This window comes from Nocardia stercoris, from assembly GCF_003696265.1.
Taxonomy (GTDB): domain Bacteria; phylum Actinomycetota; class Actinomycetes; order Mycobacteriales; family Mycobacteriaceae; genus Nocardia; species Nocardia stercoris.
Genome location: NZ_RFFH01000002.1, coordinates 17,852 through 35,654 on the forward strand (window position 1 = coordinate 17,852; position 17,803 = coordinate 35,654).

17 protein-coding genes are annotated in these 17,803 nt (G+C 69.3%); 12 read left to right on the forward strand and 5 right to left on the reverse strand.

Annotation, left to right across the window (positions count from 1 at the left end; translation table 11 throughout):
* Positions 1-30 precede the first annotated feature (30 nt).
* The gene (locus EBN03_RS05565) at positions 31-900 is read left to right on the forward strand and encodes a LysR family transcriptional regulator (protein ID WP_199742627.1); all 870 of its coding nucleotides are present in this window, start codon (positions 31-33) and stop codon (positions 898-900) included.
* A 107-nt stretch (positions 901-1,007) separates the two neighbouring features.
* Positions 1,008-1,190 (forward strand): tautomerase family protein, encoded by a 183-nt coding sequence (locus EBN03_RS05570; RefSeq protein WP_122186862.1) that lies wholly within the window; start codon positions 1,008-1,010, stop codon positions 1,188-1,190.
* 40 nt (positions 1,191-1,230) lie between these two features.
* Here EBN03_RS05570 and EBN03_RS05575 read toward each other — a convergent pair whose 3' ends face one another.
* Positions 1,231-1,572, reverse strand: a complete 342-nt coding sequence (locus tag EBN03_RS05575; RefSeq protein ID WP_233608188.1) for a hypothetical protein — start codon at positions 1,570-1,572, stop codon at positions 1,231-1,233.
* Between the two features lie 141 nt (positions 1,573-1,713).
* Here EBN03_RS05575 and EBN03_RS05580 point away from each other — a divergent pair, with 141 nt between their 5' ends.
* The gene (locus EBN03_RS05580; protein ID WP_122186863.1) at positions 1,714-2,376 is read left to right on the forward strand and encodes a class I SAM-dependent methyltransferase; all 663 of its coding nucleotides are present in this window, start codon (positions 1,714-1,716) and stop codon (positions 2,374-2,376) included.
* A gap of 17 nt (positions 2,377-2,393) precedes the next feature.
* On the opposite strand, the gene EBN03_RS05585 is transcribed toward EBN03_RS05580, so the two are convergent.
* Positions 2,394-2,993 (reverse strand): alpha/beta hydrolase family protein, encoded by a 600-nt coding sequence (locus EBN03_RS05585; protein ID WP_122186864.1) that lies wholly within the window; start codon positions 2,991-2,993, stop codon positions 2,394-2,396.
* Positions 2,994-3,278: 285 nt separating this feature from the next.
* On the opposite strand from EBN03_RS05585, the gene EBN03_RS05590 reads away from it, so the two are divergent.
* The 6 genes from EBN03_RS05590 (at position 3,279) to EBN03_RS05615 (ending at position 11,525) form a co-directional block, all read left to right on the forward strand.
* Positions 3,279-5,114 carry an acyl-CoA dehydrogenase gene (locus EBN03_RS05590; RefSeq protein ID WP_122186865.1) on the forward strand — a complete coding sequence of 612 codons (1,836 nt, stop codon included), beginning with the start codon at positions 3,279-3,281 and terminating at the stop codon, positions 5,112-5,114.
* Positions 5,115-5,373: 259 nt separating this feature from the next.
* Positions 5,374-6,456, forward strand: coding sequence for a DUF4185 domain-containing protein (locus EBN03_RS05595; protein ID WP_407671086.1), 1,083 nt, complete (start codon positions 5,374-5,376; stop codon positions 6,454-6,456).
* 177 nt (positions 6,457-6,633) lie between these two features.
* A complete protein-coding gene (gnd, locus tag EBN03_RS05600) occupies positions 6,634-7,662 on the forward strand; it encodes a phosphogluconate dehydrogenase (NAD(+)-dependent, decarboxylating) (RefSeq protein WP_122186867.1) in 1,029 nt (342 codons plus the stop codon).
* Between the two features lie 141 nt (positions 7,663-7,803).
* Entirely contained in the window at positions 7,804-8,970 is a 1,167-nt protein-coding gene (locus EBN03_RS05605; RefSeq protein ID WP_122186868.1) for a glycoside hydrolase family 3 N-terminal domain-containing protein, read from the forward strand.
* Between the two features lie 141 nt (positions 8,971-9,111).
* Positions 9,112-9,726, forward strand: coding sequence for a TetR/AcrR family transcriptional regulator (locus EBN03_RS05610; RefSeq protein ID WP_122186869.1), 615 nt, complete (start codon positions 9,112-9,114; stop codon positions 9,724-9,726).
* A gap of 95 nt (positions 9,727-9,821) precedes the next feature.
* On the forward strand, positions 9,822-11,525 hold the full coding sequence (locus EBN03_RS05615) for a DUF5685 family protein (protein ID WP_122186870.1): 1,704 nt from the start codon (positions 9,822-9,824) through the stop codon (positions 11,523-11,525).
* Positions 11,526-11,652: 127 nt separating this feature from the next.
* Here EBN03_RS05615 and EBN03_RS05620 read toward each other — a convergent pair whose 3' ends face one another.
* Both EBN03_RS05620 and EBN03_RS05625 read right to left on the reverse strand, forming a co-directional pair.
* Positions 11,653-12,516, reverse strand: coding sequence for a MaoC family dehydratase (locus tag EBN03_RS05620; protein WP_122186871.1), 864 nt, complete (start codon positions 12,514-12,516; stop codon positions 11,653-11,655).
* Positions 12,516-13,874: a 3-oxoacyl-ACP reductase gene (locus tag EBN03_RS05625; protein ID WP_122186872.1), complete on the reverse strand. Its 1,359-nt coding sequence runs from the start codon at positions 13,872-13,874 to the stop codon at positions 12,516-12,518. Before EBN03_RS05625 ends, EBN03_RS05620 begins: the two co-directional genes overlap by 1 nt.
* 171 nt (positions 13,875-14,045) lie before the next feature.
* On the opposite strand from EBN03_RS05625, the gene EBN03_RS05630 reads away from it, so the two are divergent.
* Complete coding sequence (locus EBN03_RS05630) at positions 14,046-15,362, forward strand: acetyl-CoA C-acetyltransferase (RefSeq protein ID WP_122186873.1); 1,317 nt, start codon at positions 14,046-14,048, stop codon at positions 15,360-15,362.
* 51 nt (positions 15,363-15,413) lie between these two features.
* On the opposite strand, the gene EBN03_RS05635 is transcribed toward EBN03_RS05630, so the two are convergent.
* Positions 15,414-15,878, reverse strand: a complete 465-nt coding sequence (locus tag EBN03_RS05635; protein WP_147471472.1) for a hypothetical protein — start codon at positions 15,876-15,878, stop codon at positions 15,414-15,416.
* Between the two features lie 290 nt (positions 15,879-16,168).
* On the opposite strand from EBN03_RS05635, the gene EBN03_RS05640 reads away from it, so the two are divergent.
* Both EBN03_RS05640 and EBN03_RS05645 read left to right on the forward strand, forming a co-directional pair.
* The gene (locus EBN03_RS05640; protein WP_122187308.1) at positions 16,169-16,648 is read left to right on the forward strand and encodes a universal stress protein; all 480 of its coding nucleotides are present in this window, start codon (positions 16,169-16,171) and stop codon (positions 16,646-16,648) included.
* A gap of 18 nt (positions 16,649-16,666) precedes the next feature.
* Entirely contained in the window at positions 16,667-17,752 is a 1,086-nt protein-coding gene (locus EBN03_RS05645; RefSeq protein ID WP_122186875.1) for an isochorismate synthase, read from the forward strand.
* Positions 17,753-17,803 lie beyond the last annotated feature (51 nt).

The following is a 17,803-nucleotide window of genomic DNA, read 5'->3' on the forward strand; positions in this document are numbered from 1 at the left end:
CCGAAACGGCGTAGTGCCAATCTGGGGGGCATGCCCATGGAGCTGCACCAGCTGAGCTACTTCGTCACCGTCGCCGAGGAACTGCACTTCGGGCGGGCGGCGCAACGGCTGCACATCGTGCAGTCGGCGGTCAGCCAGCAGGTGCGGCGGCTGGAACGAGAGCTGGGAATCGAACTGTTCCAACGGACTTCACGCAGCGTGACGCTCACTGCCGCGGGCGCCCGGTTCCTGCCCGCCGCCCGCGAGGTGCTGGCCGCGGCCGCACGGGCTCGGGCCAGCGTCGCCGACCTGCTCCCGGCCACCACGCTGCGGCTGGGCACCTGCGGCGGGCTCGGCGACCACCTCGACCGGATCCTGGAACAGCTGCCGCAACAGTTCACCGTGGACCTGGTGGCCGTGCCCGCCCGCGAACGGATCGAGCAGGTGCGGTCCGGGCAGCTGGATGCGGCGTTTGTGCGCAATATGACGGATCACCCTGAGCTGCAACGGATTCCGCTGTGGGACGAGCCGCTGGTGGTCGCGCTGTCGGCGAAGCACCCGCTGGCGGCCCGCGACGCGATCCCGCTCGCCGAGCTGGCCGCCCATCCCCTGCGGCTGGTCGACCGACGGGAGAATCCCGCGCTGGTCGATCTGGTGCTGAACGCCTGCCAGGCCGCCGGATTCGAGCCGGTGCCGGGCCGCAGCGCCGGGGCACTGCCGGAAACCCTGGCCCTGATCGGCACCGACACCAGCTGGACCGTCGCCTACGCCGCGCACGCGGTCCGGCTGGCCGTGGGCCGGATCGTGTTCCGGCCGATCGCGGGCGCGGCCCTCACCCTGCCGACCTCGCTCGTCGTACGTCGCGGCCGCCCCGCCGCCGGACTGCCCGCCCTCCTGGCCGCTATCGATCACGATTCGTGATCGCTGCGGGCCACCGTTTGGTTCTCGATCACGGCCGCGATCTGCGGTGAACTGGTGCACAGGTCGCCGAAACCGATACGGCGACAGTGAGATACAGGAGCACGACGATGCCGAACATCATCATCCAGCAGCTGCCCAAGGACCCCGAGGTCACCCGCGACCTGGTCCGCCGCGTCACCGACGCCGTCGTGGACGCCACCAAGGCCCCCGCCGACAAGGTGCACGTCTGGGTCCAGGACTACCCCGCCGATCACTACGCGGTGGGCGGCGTCCTGGTCGCCGACAAATAGCCGCTCCGATGCGGGGCGCGGTGGAGCGCCCCGCGCCGGATCAGCCGACCTTCAGGCAGTCCGGGGCCTTCTGGCTGGCACCCTGCAGCTTGGCCTGGTCGTCCTGGCTCAAGCCGGAGATGTCCGCGGGCATACCGGACGCGGACGGGTCGTGCGGCTTGACCAGCAGGCGCAGGCCGTCCTGCGAGATACCCGCGTCGATGAACATCTTGGCGAAGCAGTCGGCCAGGGCCGGCTGCTTGATCCCACCGTCCTGTAGCGACTTCGACAGGTCCGCCTGGGTGATGGTCGGCTGCGAGCTGGACGAGGAACTACAGCCGCTCAGCAGCGGAGCGGTGCAGGCGGCCACGGCGAGCAGGCCCGCGATCAGCGATTTCTTCAACAGATCCTCTTTCGGTCTCGACAGCGCGGCCAAGGCTACCTGCCGATGTGCGACCCAGGCCACAGTTGGCGGCCGATCCCGGCGTGGATGCGCCCCGAACCGGCTCGGGGGTGTCACTGCCCCGAACCATAGACTGAACCCATGGACGCTGCCGACTGGAATGCCCGGTATGCGGGTACCGAATTGGTATGGGGCGCGCCACCGAACGCGACGGTCGTCGAGCAGGTGTTCGGGCTGGAACGCCGCCAGCCCCATCCCGACCCCGACGGCAGCGTGCCCGAGCATCCGCGCGCCCTGGACCTGGGCTGTGGCGAGGGCCGGCACGCGCTGTGGCTGGCCACCCACGGCTGGCAGGTGCACGGTGTGGACTTCGCCCAGGTCGGGATCGACAAGGCACGCACGGTCGCGGCCCGGCTGTCCCGCTCGGTCCGCAACCGGATGACCTGGCAGTGCGCCGACGTCACCGATCTCGACGACGCCGACATCGGCGGCCACTTCGAACTGATCCTGGTGTCCTACTTGCACTTTCCCGCCGCGCAGCGCCGAATGATGCTGGCCGGTTGCGCCCGGCGGCTGTCGCTCGACGGCACGCTGGTGGTCCTCGGCCACGACCGCACCAATATCGACGAGGGTTTCGGCGGCCCGCAGGACCCCGACATCCTGTTCACGCCCGAGGGCGTGGTCGCCGACCTGGAGGCGTCGGGGGTGCCGGTGCGGATCGACAAGGCCGAGCGCATCCTGCGCCCGACCGAGGGCCGCGACGCCATCGATGCCCTGGTGGTCGCGACCCGCACGCAGGACTGACCGGGGAATGGTCACCACTACTTCGCGGACCAGCGGGTGAGCCAGGGTGTTACCGCCGCGGCGATCTGATCGAAGCCGGCGCGGTAGGAGTGCGGCTGGCCGGGGATCACCACGACCTCGGCGGCGTCGGCGGGATCCGGGATGCCGAACGGGTCGCGGGCACCGTTGACGACCAGCACCTCGACCGGGCGGGCCGCCAGGAGTTCGTCGCGCCGGGACCGTTCCGGCTTGCCCGGCGGGTGCAGTGGAAACGACAGGGCCACGACACCTTTCGCTCCGGCCTGCACCGCGGTGCGGCAGGCGAGGCGGGCGCCGTTGCTGCGACCGCCGACGAGCAGCGGGCCGGTGCGCACCTTCTTGCGCAGTGCCGCGACGACCTCGAGCCAGGCGGCGTCCTGGGCGGGTACCGAGCCCGGCGCCCGGCGGCCCGCGACCCGATAGGGCTGCGTCACCAGCGCCACCGCACCGCCGAGTTCCAGCGCGGCATCGCGCACGGTGAGCAGGTCGCGAGCGTCCACGCCACCGCCCGCGCCGTGGGTGAGGATCAGCAGGAAGCGGGCCCCGCGCGGCTTGCGCAGATCCGTTTCCGCAGGTCCGGCCGCAGTGTCGAGTTGCACCGGCTCACGGTAACGCGGGTCGGTACGGCTCACTGTCGCCGACGCGGCGCGGTGCGATCGCCTACCAAGCTCCCGGCGCCGGGAAACCGGTTCGGAGTGTGGTGTTTTTCTCATCACATCCGCAGGTCCAGGCGTGGACACCGTCCATTACTCGTAAGTAATATACAGCGTAAGTTACCTGCGAGTAGGAACCTGAGGGTCCCTCACGAACAGGAGACGGCACACAGGGCGGGAACGGTTTCCGTACCGACCGCACCCCGACTCAATGGAGAGTGAGCGATCACCATGGGCCACTACAAGAGCAACGTCCGCGACCTCGAGTTCAACCTCTTCGAGGTGCTCGGCCTGGACAAGCTCCTCGACGCCGGCGCCTTCGGCGACCTGGACACCGACACCGCCAAGGAGATGCTGGCCGAGGTCCGCCGCCTCGCCGAGGGCCCGATCGCCGACTCCTTCGCCGAGGCCGACCGCAACCCGCCGGTCTTCGACCCCGAGACCCACACCATCAAGATCCCCGAGGCGTTCAAGAAGTCCTACCGCGCCTACGAAGAGGGCGGCTGGGCCAAGATCGCCAACAACGAGGCCCTCGGCGGCCTCAACGCCCCCAAGGCGCTGGCCTGGGCACTGAGCGAGATGGTCCTGGGCTCCAACCCGGCCGTCGCCATGTACTCCGCCGGCGCGCCCTTCAGCCAGGTGTTCTGGAACAACGGCACCGACGAGCAGAAGAAGTGGGCGGAGGTCATCTCCGAGCGCAACTGGGGCTCCACCATGGTGCTCACCGAGCCCGACGCGGGTTCCGACGTCGGCGCCGGCCGCACCAAGGCCATCAAGCAGGAGGACGGCACCTGGCACATCGAGGGTGTGAAGCGCTTCATCACCTCGGCCGTGTACGACGACCTGTTCGAGAACACCATGCACCTGGTGCTGGCCCGCCCCGAGGGCGCCGGCCCGGGCACCAAGGGTCTGTCGCTGTTCTACGTGCCGGACCGCCACTTCGACTTCGAGACCCAGACCTTCGGCGAGAAGAACGGTGTCTTCGTCACCGGCGTCGAGCACAAGATGGGCCTGAAGGTCTCCGCCACCTGTGAGGTCACCTTCGGTGGCCACGGCATCCCCGCCAAGGGCTGGCTGGTCGGCGAGGTGCACAACGGCATCGCGCAGATGTTCGACGTCATCGAGAACGCGCGAATGATGGTCGGCACCAAGGCCATCGGCACCCTGTCCACCGGTTACCTGAACGCGCTGGACTACGCCAAGACCCGCGTCCAGGGCGCCGACCTGACCCAGATGGCCGACAAGGCCGCCCCGCGCGTCACCATCACCCACCACCCGGACGTGCGCCGCGCGCTGATGATGCAGAAGGCCTACGCCGAGGGCCTGCGCGCGGTGTACCTGTACACCGCCGCCCATCAGGACGCCGCCCTCGCCGAGCAGGTCTCCGGCGCCGACGCCGACACCGCGTTCCGCGTCAACGACCTGCTGCTGCCGATCGTCAAGGGTGTCGGTTCCGAGCGGGCCTACCAGTACCTGACCGACTCGCTGCAGACCTTCGGTGGCTCCGGCTTCCTGCAGGACTACCCGATCGAGCAGTACATCCGCGACGCGAAGATCGACTCCCTGTACGAGGGCACCACCGCCATCCAGTCGCAGGACTTCTTCTTCCGCAAGATCGCTCGCGACCGCGGTGTGGCCCTGGCGCACGTGGCCGGCCAGATCCAGAAGTTCATCGGCGCCGAGAACGGCAACTCCGCGCTCAAGAACGAGCGGGTGCTGCTGAACACCGCCCTCGAGGACATCCAGGGCATGGCGGCCACCCTCACCGGGCACCTCATGGGTGCGCAGGAGGAGCCGAAGGAGCTGTACAAGGTCGGCCTGGGTGCCGTGCGCTTCCTGATGGCCGTCGGTGACCTGATGGTCGGCTGGATGCTGCTGAACCAGGCCGAGGTCGCCCTGGCCGCGCTGGACAACGGCGCGCAGGGTGCGGACAAGGACTTCTACACCGGCAAGGTCGCGGTGGCGCAGTTCTTCGCCCGCAACGTCCTGCCCGAGCTGACCGCCACCAAGGCCGTGCTCGCCAACCTGGACAACGACATCATGGAGCTGGACGAGGCCGCGTTCTGAGCCTGACCCGGCACATCGACAGCGGCCCTGCCACCGGATCTTCCGGCGGCAGGGCCGCTGTTGCGTATCGACGCCAACCCTGTCGTATATGCGCAACCCCGCCGCGTTGTCCTTGCGGTTTTCCCGCCACACCGACCGCAAGCGTTGCGAGGTGCGGCGAGCCGGGGAACGATGTGCATGCTTCGATCCGATACCCAGCGCCTGGCTGTGCGAAACCGGCAGGGCCTTTTCGCGGGCGCCGCACTGGAAGGAATCGCACGTGCGACCACTGGCAACTCTGACCGGATGCTGCACCGCCGCAGCACTGTTGCTGCTCGGCAGCACACCCGCCGGCGCCGACCCGAACAACATCAACCCGATCCCAGTCCTCAACGGCATCGCCGGGCTGCCCAACCTGCCCGGGCCGACGGTGGCGGTCTCGCAGCTCACCGGCATGGGTTCGACGAACCACACCGAGCAGCAGAACGTGCTCGGCACCGACCTCGGCATCATGTGGGACAACGGCCAGGGGCAGATGCTGACCGCCTACGGCGACACCGCCGGCCTGGGCCTGCCGAACTTCCTGGCCGGCAGCATCTGGGCCTGGCGGTCGAACGTGCTGTTCACCAGCCCGGCCGGCGCCGACCCCAGCGGCGGGATCAACTACACCGGATTCATCGACAATCCGCTGCCCAGCCCGAAGATCCCGGGCATCGAGATCAGTTTCATCCCGACCGCCGGTATCGCGGCCAACGGCGCCCAGTACATGAGCATGATGTCGGTGCAGGACTGGGGTCCGGACGGGCACTGGGACACCAACTTCTCCACGCTCGCCGTCTCCGGTGACGGGGGACGCAGCTGGGTGCAGCTGCCGGCCACCCGGCGCGCCAACGAGAACGGGTTCCAGAACTTCCAGCAGGCCGCGTTCCTGAAGTCCGGCGGCTACGTGTACCGCTACGGGACGCCGGGCGGCCGCAACAACGCCGGTTTCGTCGCCCGGGTGCCCGAGGGCGACATCGCGAACATCGACGCCTACGAGTACTGGGACGGCGGCAAGTGGGTGCCCGGCAAGGCCGATGCGGCCGCGCCGATCGTCGGTGGTGTGGGCGAGCTGTCGGTGATGTGGAACGACTACCTGCACCAGTACGTCATGCTCACCACCGACCCGTTCGATTCGGTCGTGATGCGTACCGCACCCGCGCCGGAGGGTCCGTGGGACGCGCCGCGGGTGCTGATCGACGCCCACAGTCTCCCGACCGCGTACGCGCCGATGATCTACCCGTACCAGACCGGGAACAGCCTGTACTTCGCGCTGACCATGCACAACCAATACAACACGGTCCTGATGCGCACCCCGCTGTGACCGCCCGGCCCGCGGGCGCGCCCGGGTGCGAGAATGCGAACGGCTCCGCACTGTTGCCGGGTCGGGGGTCTGGCAACAGCACGGAGCCAACCGTCTTATCGGGACGCCGTTTCCGGTGTTACATCGGCCAGGCGCCGATATGCAAGCGTTACCGAAAAATGGCTGAGGAGATGTGACATGCAGCTGGGAATGATCGGGCTCGGCCGGATGGGCGCCAACATCGTGCGCCGTATCGTGCGCGACGGCCACGACGCTGTCGGCTTCTCGCGACACCCTGAAGAGATCGCGAAGATGAGCGAGGAACTGGGTGACGGTTTCTCCGGTGCCACCGACTTCCCGCATTTCGTCGCGCTGTTGGAGAAGCCGCGCATCGTGTGGGTGATGATTCCCGCCGGCTCCACCGGGGCGGTCATCGACCAGGTCGCGGCCCTGCTGGAACCGGGCGACATCATCATCGACGGTGGCAACAGCCGCTACCACGAGGACATCGAGCGGGCGAAGGCCTTGGCGCCCAAGGGCATCCACTACCTCGACATCGGTACCTCCGGCGGCGTGTGGGGGCTGGACCGCGGCTACTGCCTCATGATCGGCGGCGAGAAGGAGCAGGTCGGCTACCTCGAGCCGCTGCTGAAGTCGATCGCCCCCGGTGTCGACGCCGCCCCGCGCACCCCCGGCCGGACCGGGGCGCCGAGCCCCGCCGAGCAGGGCTGGCTGCACTGTGGCCCGGCCGGTGCCGGCCACTTCGTGAAGATGGTGCACAACGGCATCGAGTACGGCGCGATGGCCGCCTACGCCGAGGGTATGAACATCCTGCACAAGGCCAACATCGGCAAGGCGAGCGACGACGAGCACTCCGCCGAGGTCGCCCCGCTGGAGAATCCCGAGTACTACCAGTACGACATCGACATCCCCGAGGTCACCGAGGTGTGGCGGCGTGGTTCGGTGGTGGCGTCCTGGCTGCTCGACCTCACCGCCCAGCAGCTGTTCGCCGACCCCGACCTGAAGGATTTCGGCGGCCGCGTCTCCGACTCGGGTGAGGGCCGCTGGACCATCCAGGCCGCGATCGACGAGGGCGTCCCGGTCCCGGTGCTCGCCTCGGCCCTGTTCGAGCGCTTCGCGTCCCGTGACGAGGACCTGTATGCCAACAAGGTGCTGTCCGCCATGCGCAAGGGCTTCGGCGGCCACAACGAGCTGCCGGGTCAGTAGCACGCGAAAATGGTTGTGGCCCACCCTGATACCGGGTGGGCCACCGTCGTTTCCCGGGCGGCGGGGTCGGGCGATGCCGCCGGTGCGGCGGCAGTGCCGGGCGGGGGTATCCACCGAATCCGGTGCGGGTAGCGTTTCGGCATGCGCATGATTCGCGGGGTCGTGTTGGCAGTGGTGGCGGTCGGGGCGGCCGCCTGTTCGAGCGGGGGCACCTCGACGTCGGCGCCCAGCCCGGCGGTCTCGACGCAGACGAGCGTGGCGCCGGGAAGCGAGGCCACGCCGGCGTCGAGCGGACCGCAGGACTGCGACGGGCGGTATCTCGGGCAGTTCACGCTGCGGCAGAAGCTGGCGCAGCTGCTCACCGTCGGGGTCAAGGGCGAGACCGATGCGCTGAACGTCGTGCGGAACGAGCAGGTCGGCGGGATCTTCATCGGGAGCTGGACCGATCAGACCCTGTTGTCGGGCGGGCTCACCGACGTGCAGGGCGCCGCGAAGGTGCCGGTCATGGTCACCATCGACGAGGAGGGCGGCCGGGTGTCGCGGGTGGCGAACCTGATCGGATCGCAACCGTCGGCCCGGGTGATCGCGCAGACCATGTCGCCCGACGAGTTCTACAACCAGAGCCTGGCCCGGGCCAAGAAACTCAGGGACCTGGGGATCACCGTCGACTTCGCGCCCGACACCGATGTGAGTGATCAGCCCGACGACAGCGTGATCGGCGACCGGTCCTTCTCCAGCGACCCCGAGGTGGTCACCACGTATGCGGGTGCCTTCATCCGCGCGCTGCACGACGCGGGCGTGGGCACGGTGATCAAGCACTTCCCCGGGCACGGGCACGGATCGGGCGACTCGCACACCGGCGCGGTGCAGACGCCGCCGCTGGATCAGCTGCAGCAGGTGGATCTGGTTCCGTTCCGGAATCTGGTCGGCTCGGGCTCGGCCGTCATGGTCGGGCACCTCGACGTTCCGGGCCTGACCTCGCCCGGGGTGCCGGCCAGTATCAGCCCGCAGGCCATGCAGTTGCTGCGGGAGGGCACCGGGTACGGCGCGCAGCCGTTCGACGGGGTGATCTTCACCGACGACCTGTCCGGAATGGCGGCCATCACCAACCGGATGGACATCTCAGACGCGGTCGCCACCGCCTTGGAGGCGGGGGCCGACGAAGCCCTGTGGATCAGCACCGACCAGCTGTCCGCGGTGCTGGATCATCTGGTCGGTGAGGTGCAGTCCGGTAAACTGCCGCAGGCGCAGGTCGATGCCTCGGTGCTGCGCGTGGCCACCTTCAAGGGCATCGCGCCGCGATGCTGAGTACGGGGCCGGTCCGCCCGCCGGCGGCGACCGCGCCCTGAACTGCGGATTTCCGGACTGCCGCGACCGGATCCTCCGAGTGTCTCGGTTCGAAACTTACCTTGGAGTAAGATGTAAGTTTCGAACCGGCGAGGAGTGTGCATGGCAGGCGGAACGAAGCGACTTCCCCGCGCCGTCCGTGAGCAGCAGATGTTGGACGCCGCGGTCGAGGTGTTCTCCCGCAAGGGATACCACGACACCTCGATGGACGCGATCGCCGCCGAGGCCAAGATCTCCAAACCGATGCTGTACCTGTACTACGGCTCGAAGGACGAACTGTTCCGGGCCAGCATCCAGCGGGAGAGCGCCCGGTTCCTGGAGGCCGTCGCGGTAGCCGGGAACCCGGCACTGACCCCGCACGAACAGCTGCGGGCCGCGCTGGAGGCATTCCTGTCCTACGTCGACGAGCACCGGCTGTCGTGGCAGGTGCTGTACCGGCAGGCGCTCGGGCAGCAGGCGTTCTCCGGTGAGATCGCCGGCAGCCGCGACCGGGTCATCGAACTGACCGCGGCGCTGCTGGAGTCGAGCGCGAAATACGCCGACCCCGGCACCGACTACAACCTGGTCTCGGTCGCGGTGATCGGCGCCGGCGAGGCGATCGCCGACCACATCGCGTCCGGTTCCGTCGACGTGGCGCAGGCCGTCGACCTGCTGGACAATCTCGCCTGGCGCGGCCTGTCCGGCAAGAAGAAACCGGACCCCGAAACCGCCTCCTGACCCTTCCCCTTTCCCGGTTGCGCGGACCGGCCCGGCCCTGGCAGGGTGCCGGAGACTGTCTGTGTGCGAACCGGGTTCGGTTCGGGAGGGAACCCATGTTCGGACTTTTGCGGCCGTGTTCGCACGGCGCGGCCCGCTACGGAATCGACGGACAGGAGTGGTTCGCGCAGCTGTGCGGACTCTGCCTGGGATTGCGGGACGGCCACGGTCAGCTGGCCCGGGCCGCGACCAACACCGACGCCGTCGTGCTGACCATGCTGACCGAGGCCCAGCAGCCCCGCAGCGCCCGCCGGACCGCGGCCGGCCCCTGCCCGTTGCGCGGCATGCGACGGGCCGAGGTGGCGGCCGCCGGCTCCCCCGGTGTGCGGCTGGCCGCTACCGCATCCCTACTGTTGGGCGCGGCCAAGGTCGCGGACCGCGTCGAGGACGGTGAGGCCGGCTTCGGCCGCGCGCGGCCGCTGAATGCGATGTCGAAGCGCTGGTTCACGCACGCCCGCAACGGGGCCGCGGAGATCGGACTGGACATCGAACCGCTGATCGCGGCGATCTCGGCGCAGGCGCGGGTCGAGGAATCGGTCTCGGCCGGAGCGGGTTCCGAAGTTGTCCACAATCGTCCCCAGGGTCGCGGACCGCACCGCGCGATCGCGCGTGCGGGATCCGCCGCGCCCCCGACGGCGAATCACCGCACGGCGACTCCGGCTCCGGACCGCGCGACTTCACCCGCGAATCACGCAGCCGGACTTCAGGTCTCGCATGTCGAGGGCGAACGGATCGCCGAGTCGCTGGCGGCACTGACCCGGGCGAGCCAGGTCTGTGCGGCCGAATTGTTCGCGCACAGTGCGGTTCTCGCCGGGCGGCCGGAGAACGTGGCCCCGTTGCGGGAGGCCGGATGGCATTTCGGGCGGATCGCACACCTCGCCGACGCACTCGAGGACCTGGCGGAGGATCGGCGCCGCGGGCGGTTCAATCCGTTGACCGCGACCGGGACCAGCCCGGAACAGGCGTACTCGCTGCTGCGCGAATCACAGTCCGCGGTCGGGCACGGGCTGCGGCGGGCCGGGCTGGCGGACCGGGCCGAAGTGCGCTGGCTGCTGCTGGATCCGCTGCGCAGCGCGATCCGGCGGATCGGCCGGATCGCCGGAACCGCCTGCGACACAGCGCGGCACGCGTGCGGGTGCGGGTCGAGCGGGCGGACGCTGCCGACGGGGACCGATGCAGGTCGGACCGCGGCCCTGCTGGGGTACCCGGTCGCGCTGGGCGCGCTGGACGAGCAGTTCCGTGCGCCGGGCGCGCAGTCGCGCGGACTCGACGGACAGTACCCGGGCGGGCCGGGACCCTATGGCCCGCAACCTGATCCCGGGTTCGGGCCGAATCAGCAGCAGCCTTATCACATTCCGCCGCCGTTCGGCGGTGACCCGAATGCGCAGCAGCCGTGGCCGAGTCAGCAGCAGCCGTACGAGATTCCGCCGCCGTTCACGGACGGTGGTGGCTTCGACGGGCCGCCCGCGCCGCCCGACTGCGGCGGGGCGACAGGGATCGTCTGCACCCAGTACTGCACGGGTTACGCGTGCTGTCACAGTCACGACGACCCGTGCCACGGCGGACGCAAGCGGGCGATCATCGCGCGGTGCTGGGATCGCTTGGATTGCTGTGACTGTTGCGATTGCTGCCAGGGCTGCGGAGATTCCGGCGGTGGCGACGGGGGTGGCGGTTGCGGCTGCGGCGACTGTTGCGACGGTGACTGTTGCGACTGTGACTGCGACTGCTGCTGCGACGGGTGCGACTGCAACTGCAACTGACCCATCCGGAAATACGCTGAGCCGCACCAGCTTCGGTCCCCCTCCCGCGTCGGAACCCCCTGCGGTCCGATCCGGGATGTCGAAGTTGGTGCGGCTCAGCGTCTTACAGCCGAACTACGGCCGAAGCCTAACGTAGCGTGGCGGTCAGGTGCGGGAAGCCTTTCTTGGCATCCAGGACCGAAACGTCCCATCCGCCCGGAACGGCATCCGCGTAGACATTGACCGAGGCCGGCAGCAGGATCGGCTTGCCGAAGCGCACCGAATAGGTTGCCGCCGCCGGGATCCGGCCCTCGAGCACCTGCAGCACCGCCGCCGAGGACCACATGCCGTGCGCGATGGCGCGCGGGAAACCGAACGCCTTGGCGGCGATCGACGACATGTGGATCGGGTTGCGATCGCCGGAAGCCGCCGCGTAGCGGTGGATCCGGGCCTGGTCGACCTTCACCTTGCGCAGCGGCGCCGGGGGCTCCTCCGCGGGCTTGGGTTCGGGCTTCGGGCCACCCGACAGCGAGGTGCGCTGCTGGTGCAGGAAGGTGGAGGTCTGGCGCCACACCAGTTCCCGGCCGACCCGGACCTCGCTGATCGCATCGACCAGCAGGCCCTTCGGGTGCTCACGCAGGTTCTCGATCCGCGCGGTCAGGTCGAGCGGTTCGGCGACCGAGATCTCCCGGAACCGTTCGATCACGTTCTCGACGTGCACCGAACCCATGGCGGTGAACGGGAAGTCCCGCGCCACCATGAGTTCCATCACCAGCGGGAAGGTGAGCGTGAACGGGTAGGTCAGCGGCAGCTGGTCGCCGAAGCGCAGCCCGGTGGCGTCGCAGTAGGCGGCCAGGTTGCCGACGTCGACCTTCAGGCCGTTCAGCTCCGCCGCCCGGTCGGGCAGGTCGGAGCCGCGATCGGCCAGACCGGGCAGCGGGAGCGCACCGAGCGCGGCCCGCAGGTAGGTACGGCCGAGGTTCGGCTCGGTCAGGGTCACGGTACGACTCATCACGCGCCGATCAGGGCCTGGCCACAGACACGGATCGTGTTGCCGCTGACCGCGTTCGAGGCCGGGCTCGCGAAGTACGCGATGGTCTCGGCGACGTCGACGGTCTGGCCGCCCTGCAGCAGCGAGGACAGCAGCCGGCCGGCCTCGCGGGTACCGAGCGGGATGGCGGCGGTCATCGCGGTCTCGATGAAACCGGGGGCGACGGCGTTGATGGTGACGCCGTGCTCGGCCAGCTTCGGGGCCTCGGCGTTCACCATGCCGATGACACCGGCCTTGGAGGCGCCGTAGTTGGTCTGGCCGCGGTTACCGGCGATACCGGCGATCGAGGAGACGTCGATCACGCGACCACCGTCCTTCAGCACACCCAGCTCCACCAGTTTGGTGGTGATGCGGTGCGGGGCAGCGAGATTCACGTTCAGCACCGAGTTCCAGCGGCCGGCGTCCATGTTGGCGAGCAGCTTGTCGCGGGTGATGCCGGCGTTGTGGACGACGATGTCGAGGCCACCGAAGCGCTCCTGCGCGAACTCGGCGATCTTCTCCGCGGCGTCGGGCGCGGTGACGTCGACCGCGAGGGCCACGCCGCCGACCTTGTTGGCGGTCTCGGACAGCGCCTCCCCGGCGGCCGGGATGTCGGCGACGATGACCTTGGCGCCGTCGCGGGCGAAGACCTCGGCGATGGTGGCGCCGATACCGCGGGCGGCACCGGTGACGACGGCGACCTTGCCGGCCAGCGGCTGGTTCCAGTCGATGCCGGCGGCGGCGTTGTCGGCGGCGCCGACCCGGAAGACCTGGCCGTCGACGAACGCGGACTTGGCCGACAACAGGAAGCGCAGGGTGGATTCGAGACCGGTGGCCGCGGACAGTGCGTCCGGGTGCAGGTAGACCAGGTTGCAGGTGGCGCCGCGCAGCAGCTCCTTGCCGACGCTGCGGGTGAAGCCCTCGAGTGCGCGCTGGGCGATCTGCTCGTCGACGCCCGCGGTGAGCTCCGGGGTGGTGCCGATGACCAGCACGCGGCCGGAGGCGGCGATCGAGCGCATGGCCGGCTGGAAGAACTCGAACAGCTGGGCCAGGTCGTCGATCGAGGACAGGGCGGTGGCGTCGAACACCAGGGCGCCGTACTTCACGCCTGGCGTGATGTCGTCCTCGAAGGTGTAGTCGCCGAGCAGGCCGCGGATCGCGCCCGACACCCGGCCCTTGCCGCCGAGTAGCACCGGCCCGGGCAGGGCGGGCTCGCCCGCACGGTAGCGGCGCAGCGTCTCCGGCTGCGGCAACCCCAGCTTGCCGGCCAGGAACGCGCCCGGCGCCGAGTTGATGAACGATCCGTAGAGGTTGGGTGCACCCTTACTCTTGGCCGCCACAGCTACTCCCTTTTCTCGCGTCAGTCGTGTGATGCCACATGGGCATGTCACCGGGTCCCGGTATCGACAACCAACTTACTCCGGAGTAAGTTTAATGTAAACCGGCGACCGACACGGACCCGGCACTTCCGAGCCGACCGCGGGCGGAGTTTCCGCCAACGGACCCGAGACATGGAGACAGCAACTGTGACTATCGATGCACGTGTGACCAAGCAGACGCGCCCGGTCGCGATCCTGGGCGGCAACCGCATCCCCTTCGCCCGGTCCAACGGCCGCTACGCCCAGGCCTCCAACCAGGACATGTTCACCGCCACGCTGAACGGGCTGGTCAGCCGGTTCGGCCTGCAGGGCGAGCGGCTCGGCATGGTCGTCGGCGGCGCCGTGCTCAAGCGGGTCGGCGAGCACGGCATGATCCGCGAATCGGTGCTGGGCAGCGAGCTGTCGCACTACACACCCGCACACGACCTGCAGCTGGCCTGCGGCACCGGCCTGCAGGCCATCCAGACCGTGGCCGACGGTATCGCGCTGGGCCGCTTCGACTCCGGCATCGGCGGCGGCACCGACACCACCTCCGACGCGCCGATCGGGGTCAGCGAGCCGCTGCGCCGGTGGCTGCTCAAGGCCAACCAGGCCAAGTCCAACAAGGACTACGTCAAGCTGATCGGCCAGCTGCGCCCGTCCATGCTGGGCATCTACGCGCCGGCCAACGCCGAGCCGCGCACCGGCCTGTCCATGGGCGAGTCGGCCGCCATCACCGCCAAGGAATTCGGCATCGCCCGCGACGCGCAGGACGAGCTCGCCTACCAGTCGCACCGGAACATGGCCGCCGCCTACGACCGCGGCTTCTTCGACGACCTGATCACCCCCTTCCTGGGCCTGACCCGCGACGACAACCTGCGTCCCGGCTCGACCGTCGAGAAGCTCGCCACCCTGAAGCCGGTGTTCGGCGTGAAGGCCGGCGACGCCACCATGACCGCCGGTAACTCCACCCCGCTCACCGACGGCGCGTCCGCGGTGCTGCTGTCCACCGACGAGTGGGCCGCCGACCACAACCTCACCCCGCTGGCCTACCTGATCGACAGCGAGGTCGCCGCGGTCGACTACATCCACGGCCCCGACGGCCTGCTCATGGCGCCCACCTACGCCGTGCCGCGCATGCTGGCCCGCAACGGCCTCACCCTGCAGGACTTCGACATGTACGAGATCCACGAGGCGTTCGCCTCCGTGGTGCTGTGCACCCTGCAGGCGTGGGAGTCCGACCAGTACTGCAAGGAGCGGCTGGGCCTCGACGGCGCCCTGGGCCCGATCGACCGCAGCAAGCTGAACATCAACGGCTCCTCGCTGGCCGCCGGGCACCCGTTCGCCGCCACCGGTGGCCGGATCATCGCCCAGGTCGCCAAGCAGCTGGCCGAGAACGGCGGCGGCCGGGCCCTGGTGTCCATCTGCGCCGCGGGCGGCCAGGGCGTCGTGGCGATCGTCGAGCGGTAAGAACCGGCCGAGGCGGTGCCGTAGTGCGAAACACTATGGCACCGCCTCGTTTCATCTGCGGGGCGCTATGTCGCGCGCCTTCACCGCGATGTCCAGGATCTCCGAGAGCAGGGGGAGGGATTCGTCGCGGCCGGGGGGATGGGCCCACCAGCGGCCCTCGTGGGTGTGGCGGCCGAATCCGGTGGGCAGGATGACATTGCTGCGGTAGGCACCGATGTCGACGCCGTTGCGTTCCAGTTCGCTGAGGCGGTCGCGGTCGGGGCTTCCGTCGTAGACGGCGAGGAAGGTGCGGCGCGGCGGGCGGTCGCGGACCAGCACCGGGCCGGGGATGCCGCGGGCGGTGAGTTCGTCGAGTATCAAGGCCCCCAACGGTTCCGGGGTATTGACGGCGCCGATCGAATCCACCAGTGGTAGTACCACGAAACCCGGTGAGGTGACCCGGACGTGCGGCAGGCCGAACAGCGAACGATAGGCACCAGCCCAATCTTGGGGCGTTGCAAGACTTTCCAACCGCATGAATACACCTCGCTCGAACATCGGGACCGTCCGGCAGTGCTGACGAATGCCGGTTCTCCGGTCGATCCAGTGAAGCCGGGCAGAAGTATCGTAAGCACTGGATCCGGTGAATCGCGCGCGAATTGTCATGAACGACTGGGTCGGTCGCACACACTTCGCAGTCCGATCGAAATATGTTGCGACACAGCAAATTCGATGAAGAAATATCGATCCCGGACGAACCGTACAGAGACCGTCCGGTCGGCACGGTAAATCTCACCACCGATAACCCGCGCGAGTATTCTCCGAATATGCCTTGCGACACGATGCTCATCGCCTATGACGGATCGGAAAACGCGAAGCGCGCCATTACCTACGCCGGCCGAATTCTCACCCCCCGACGCGCCGTCGTGCTGACCGTGTGGGAGCCGATGGCCCGGCAGGCCGCCCGGCTGTCCGGCATCTCCGGCCTCACCCAGACCGAATGGCTGCCCGAGGAGGAGTACGTCGACATCGCCCACTCCGACGCCGAGTACACCAACGAGGAAGGAGTGCGGCTGGCCCGGCTCGCCGGACTGAATGCTCAGGCCCGGATCGAAGAATGCGATTCCACCATCTGGAACACCATCGTCGACGTCGCCGACGACCTCGACGCCGACATCATCGTGGCCGGCACCCGCGGCGCCACCGGACTGCGCGCACTCGTGCACGCCAGCGTCGCGGAAGCCGTGCTCAAGCACTGCCATCGCCCGGTCCTGCTGGTCCCTCCCTGCAAAGAGCCCGACGCGTAGCGGACTACAGTCGGCGAAATGGACGGTTTTCTGCTCGCACAGACTCGGAACGTGCTACGAGCAACCGGAACCCGGCACACCTTCGCCGACCCCGACCGAGCCGCGGCCGCACTGCGAGACGGCACCGCGGCATTGATCGTCGGCGCCCTGCCGTTCGACCCGCGCTGCCCGGCCGCACTCACCGCCCCCGCCCACGCCAACCACACCGCCGGGCCCTGGCGGCCGGCCGCCGTCCCGCCCCTGCCCGCCGTCCGTGTCGTCTCCGAACTGCCCGCCACCGGCGAATACCAGGCCCGGGTGGCGAAACTCGTCGACCTGCTGGCCGATCCGGCGCATCCCGTGCGCAAGGTGGTCGCGGCCCGCTCGGTACTGGCCGAAGCCGCCGAACCGCTCGACCCCGAGGTGATCGCCGCGGCGCTGCTGGTCCGGCATCCCGCCGCCAACGTCTTCGCCGTCGACCTCACACCCGCCGGCCGCGCCGGCGCCACCCTGATCGGGGCCACCCCGGAAGTCCTGGTCACCCGGCACGGCGACCAAGTCGCCCTGCGCCCGCTCGCCGGCACCACGGCCCGCCATCCCGATCCGGCCACCGACACCGCCCGCGCGCGAGAACTGCTCGCCAGCACCAAGAACCGCGAGGAACACGCCTACCTCGTCGACACCGTGCGCGCCCAGCTCACCCCGATCTGCGTCGACCTCGACATCCCCGCCGAGCCGGAACTGATCAGCACCCGCGAGGTCTGGCATCTCGCCACCCCGATCCGCGGCCGGCTGCGCGACCCCGGCACCACCGCCCTCGACCTGGCCCGGCTGCTGCACCCCACCCCGGCGGTCTGCGGCACACCCACCCGGGAAGCACTCGACACCATCGGCGAACTCGAAGGCGACCGCGGCTTCTACGGCGGCGCGGTCGGCTGGTGCGACGACCGCGGCGACGGCGAATGGGTGGTGGCGATCCGGTGCGCCGAACTCGCCGCCGACCAGCGCACGCTGCGCGCCTACGGCGGCGCCGGCATCGTCGCCGCCTCCGATCCAGCGTCCGAACTGGCCGAAACGACGGTCAAACTCCGGACCTTCCTCGGTGCCCTCGACTGTGCGATCTGAGCCCGGACAACAGTGGCCGGGCGAGGCATGCGGTAGGTTGACTCGCGATAC

Coding starts and splice junctions, on each gene's coding strand:
- EBN03_RS05565 (WP_199742627.1), top strand. CDS start 31: ATGCCCATGGAGCTGCACCAGCTGAGCTACTTCGTCACCGTCGCCGAG.
- EBN03_RS05570 (WP_122186862.1), top strand. CDS start 1,008: ATGCCGAACATCATCATCCAGCAGCTGCCCAAGGACCCCGAGGTCACC.
- EBN03_RS05580 (WP_122186863.1), top strand. CDS start 1,714: ATGGACGCTGCCGACTGGAATGCCCGGTATGCGGGTACCGAATTGGTA.
- EBN03_RS05590 (WP_122186865.1), top strand. CDS start 3,279: ATGGGCCACTACAAGAGCAACGTCCGCGACCTCGAGTTCAACCTCTTC.
- gnd (WP_122186867.1), top strand. CDS start 6,634: ATGCAGCTGGGAATGATCGGGCTCGGCCGGATGGGCGCCAACATCGTG.
- EBN03_RS05605 (WP_122186868.1), top strand. CDS start 7,804: ATGCGCATGATTCGCGGGGTCGTGTTGGCAGTGGTGGCGGTCGGGGCG.
- EBN03_RS05610 (WP_122186869.1), top strand. CDS start 9,112: ATGGCAGGCGGAACGAAGCGACTTCCCCGCGCCGTCCGTGAGCAGCAG.
- EBN03_RS05615 (WP_122186870.1), top strand. CDS start 9,822: ATGTTCGGACTTTTGCGGCCGTGTTCGCACGGCGCGGCCCGCTACGGA.
- EBN03_RS05620 (WP_122186871.1), bottom strand. CDS start 12,516: ATGAGTCGTACCGTGACCCTGACCGAGCCGAACCTCGGCCGTACCTAC.
- EBN03_RS05630 (WP_122186873.1), top strand. CDS start 14,046: ATGGAGACAGCAACTGTGACTATCGATGCACGTGTGACCAAGCAGACG.
- EBN03_RS05635 (WP_147471472.1), bottom strand. CDS start 15,878: ATGCGGTTGGAAAGTCTTGCAACGCCCCAAGATTGGGCTGGTGCCTAT.
- EBN03_RS05640 (WP_122187308.1), top strand. CDS start 16,169: ATGCCTTGCGACACGATGCTCATCGCCTATGACGGATCGGAAAACGCG.
- EBN03_RS05645 (WP_122186875.1), top strand. CDS start 16,667: ATGGACGGTTTTCTGCTCGCACAGACTCGGAACGTGCTACGAGCAACC.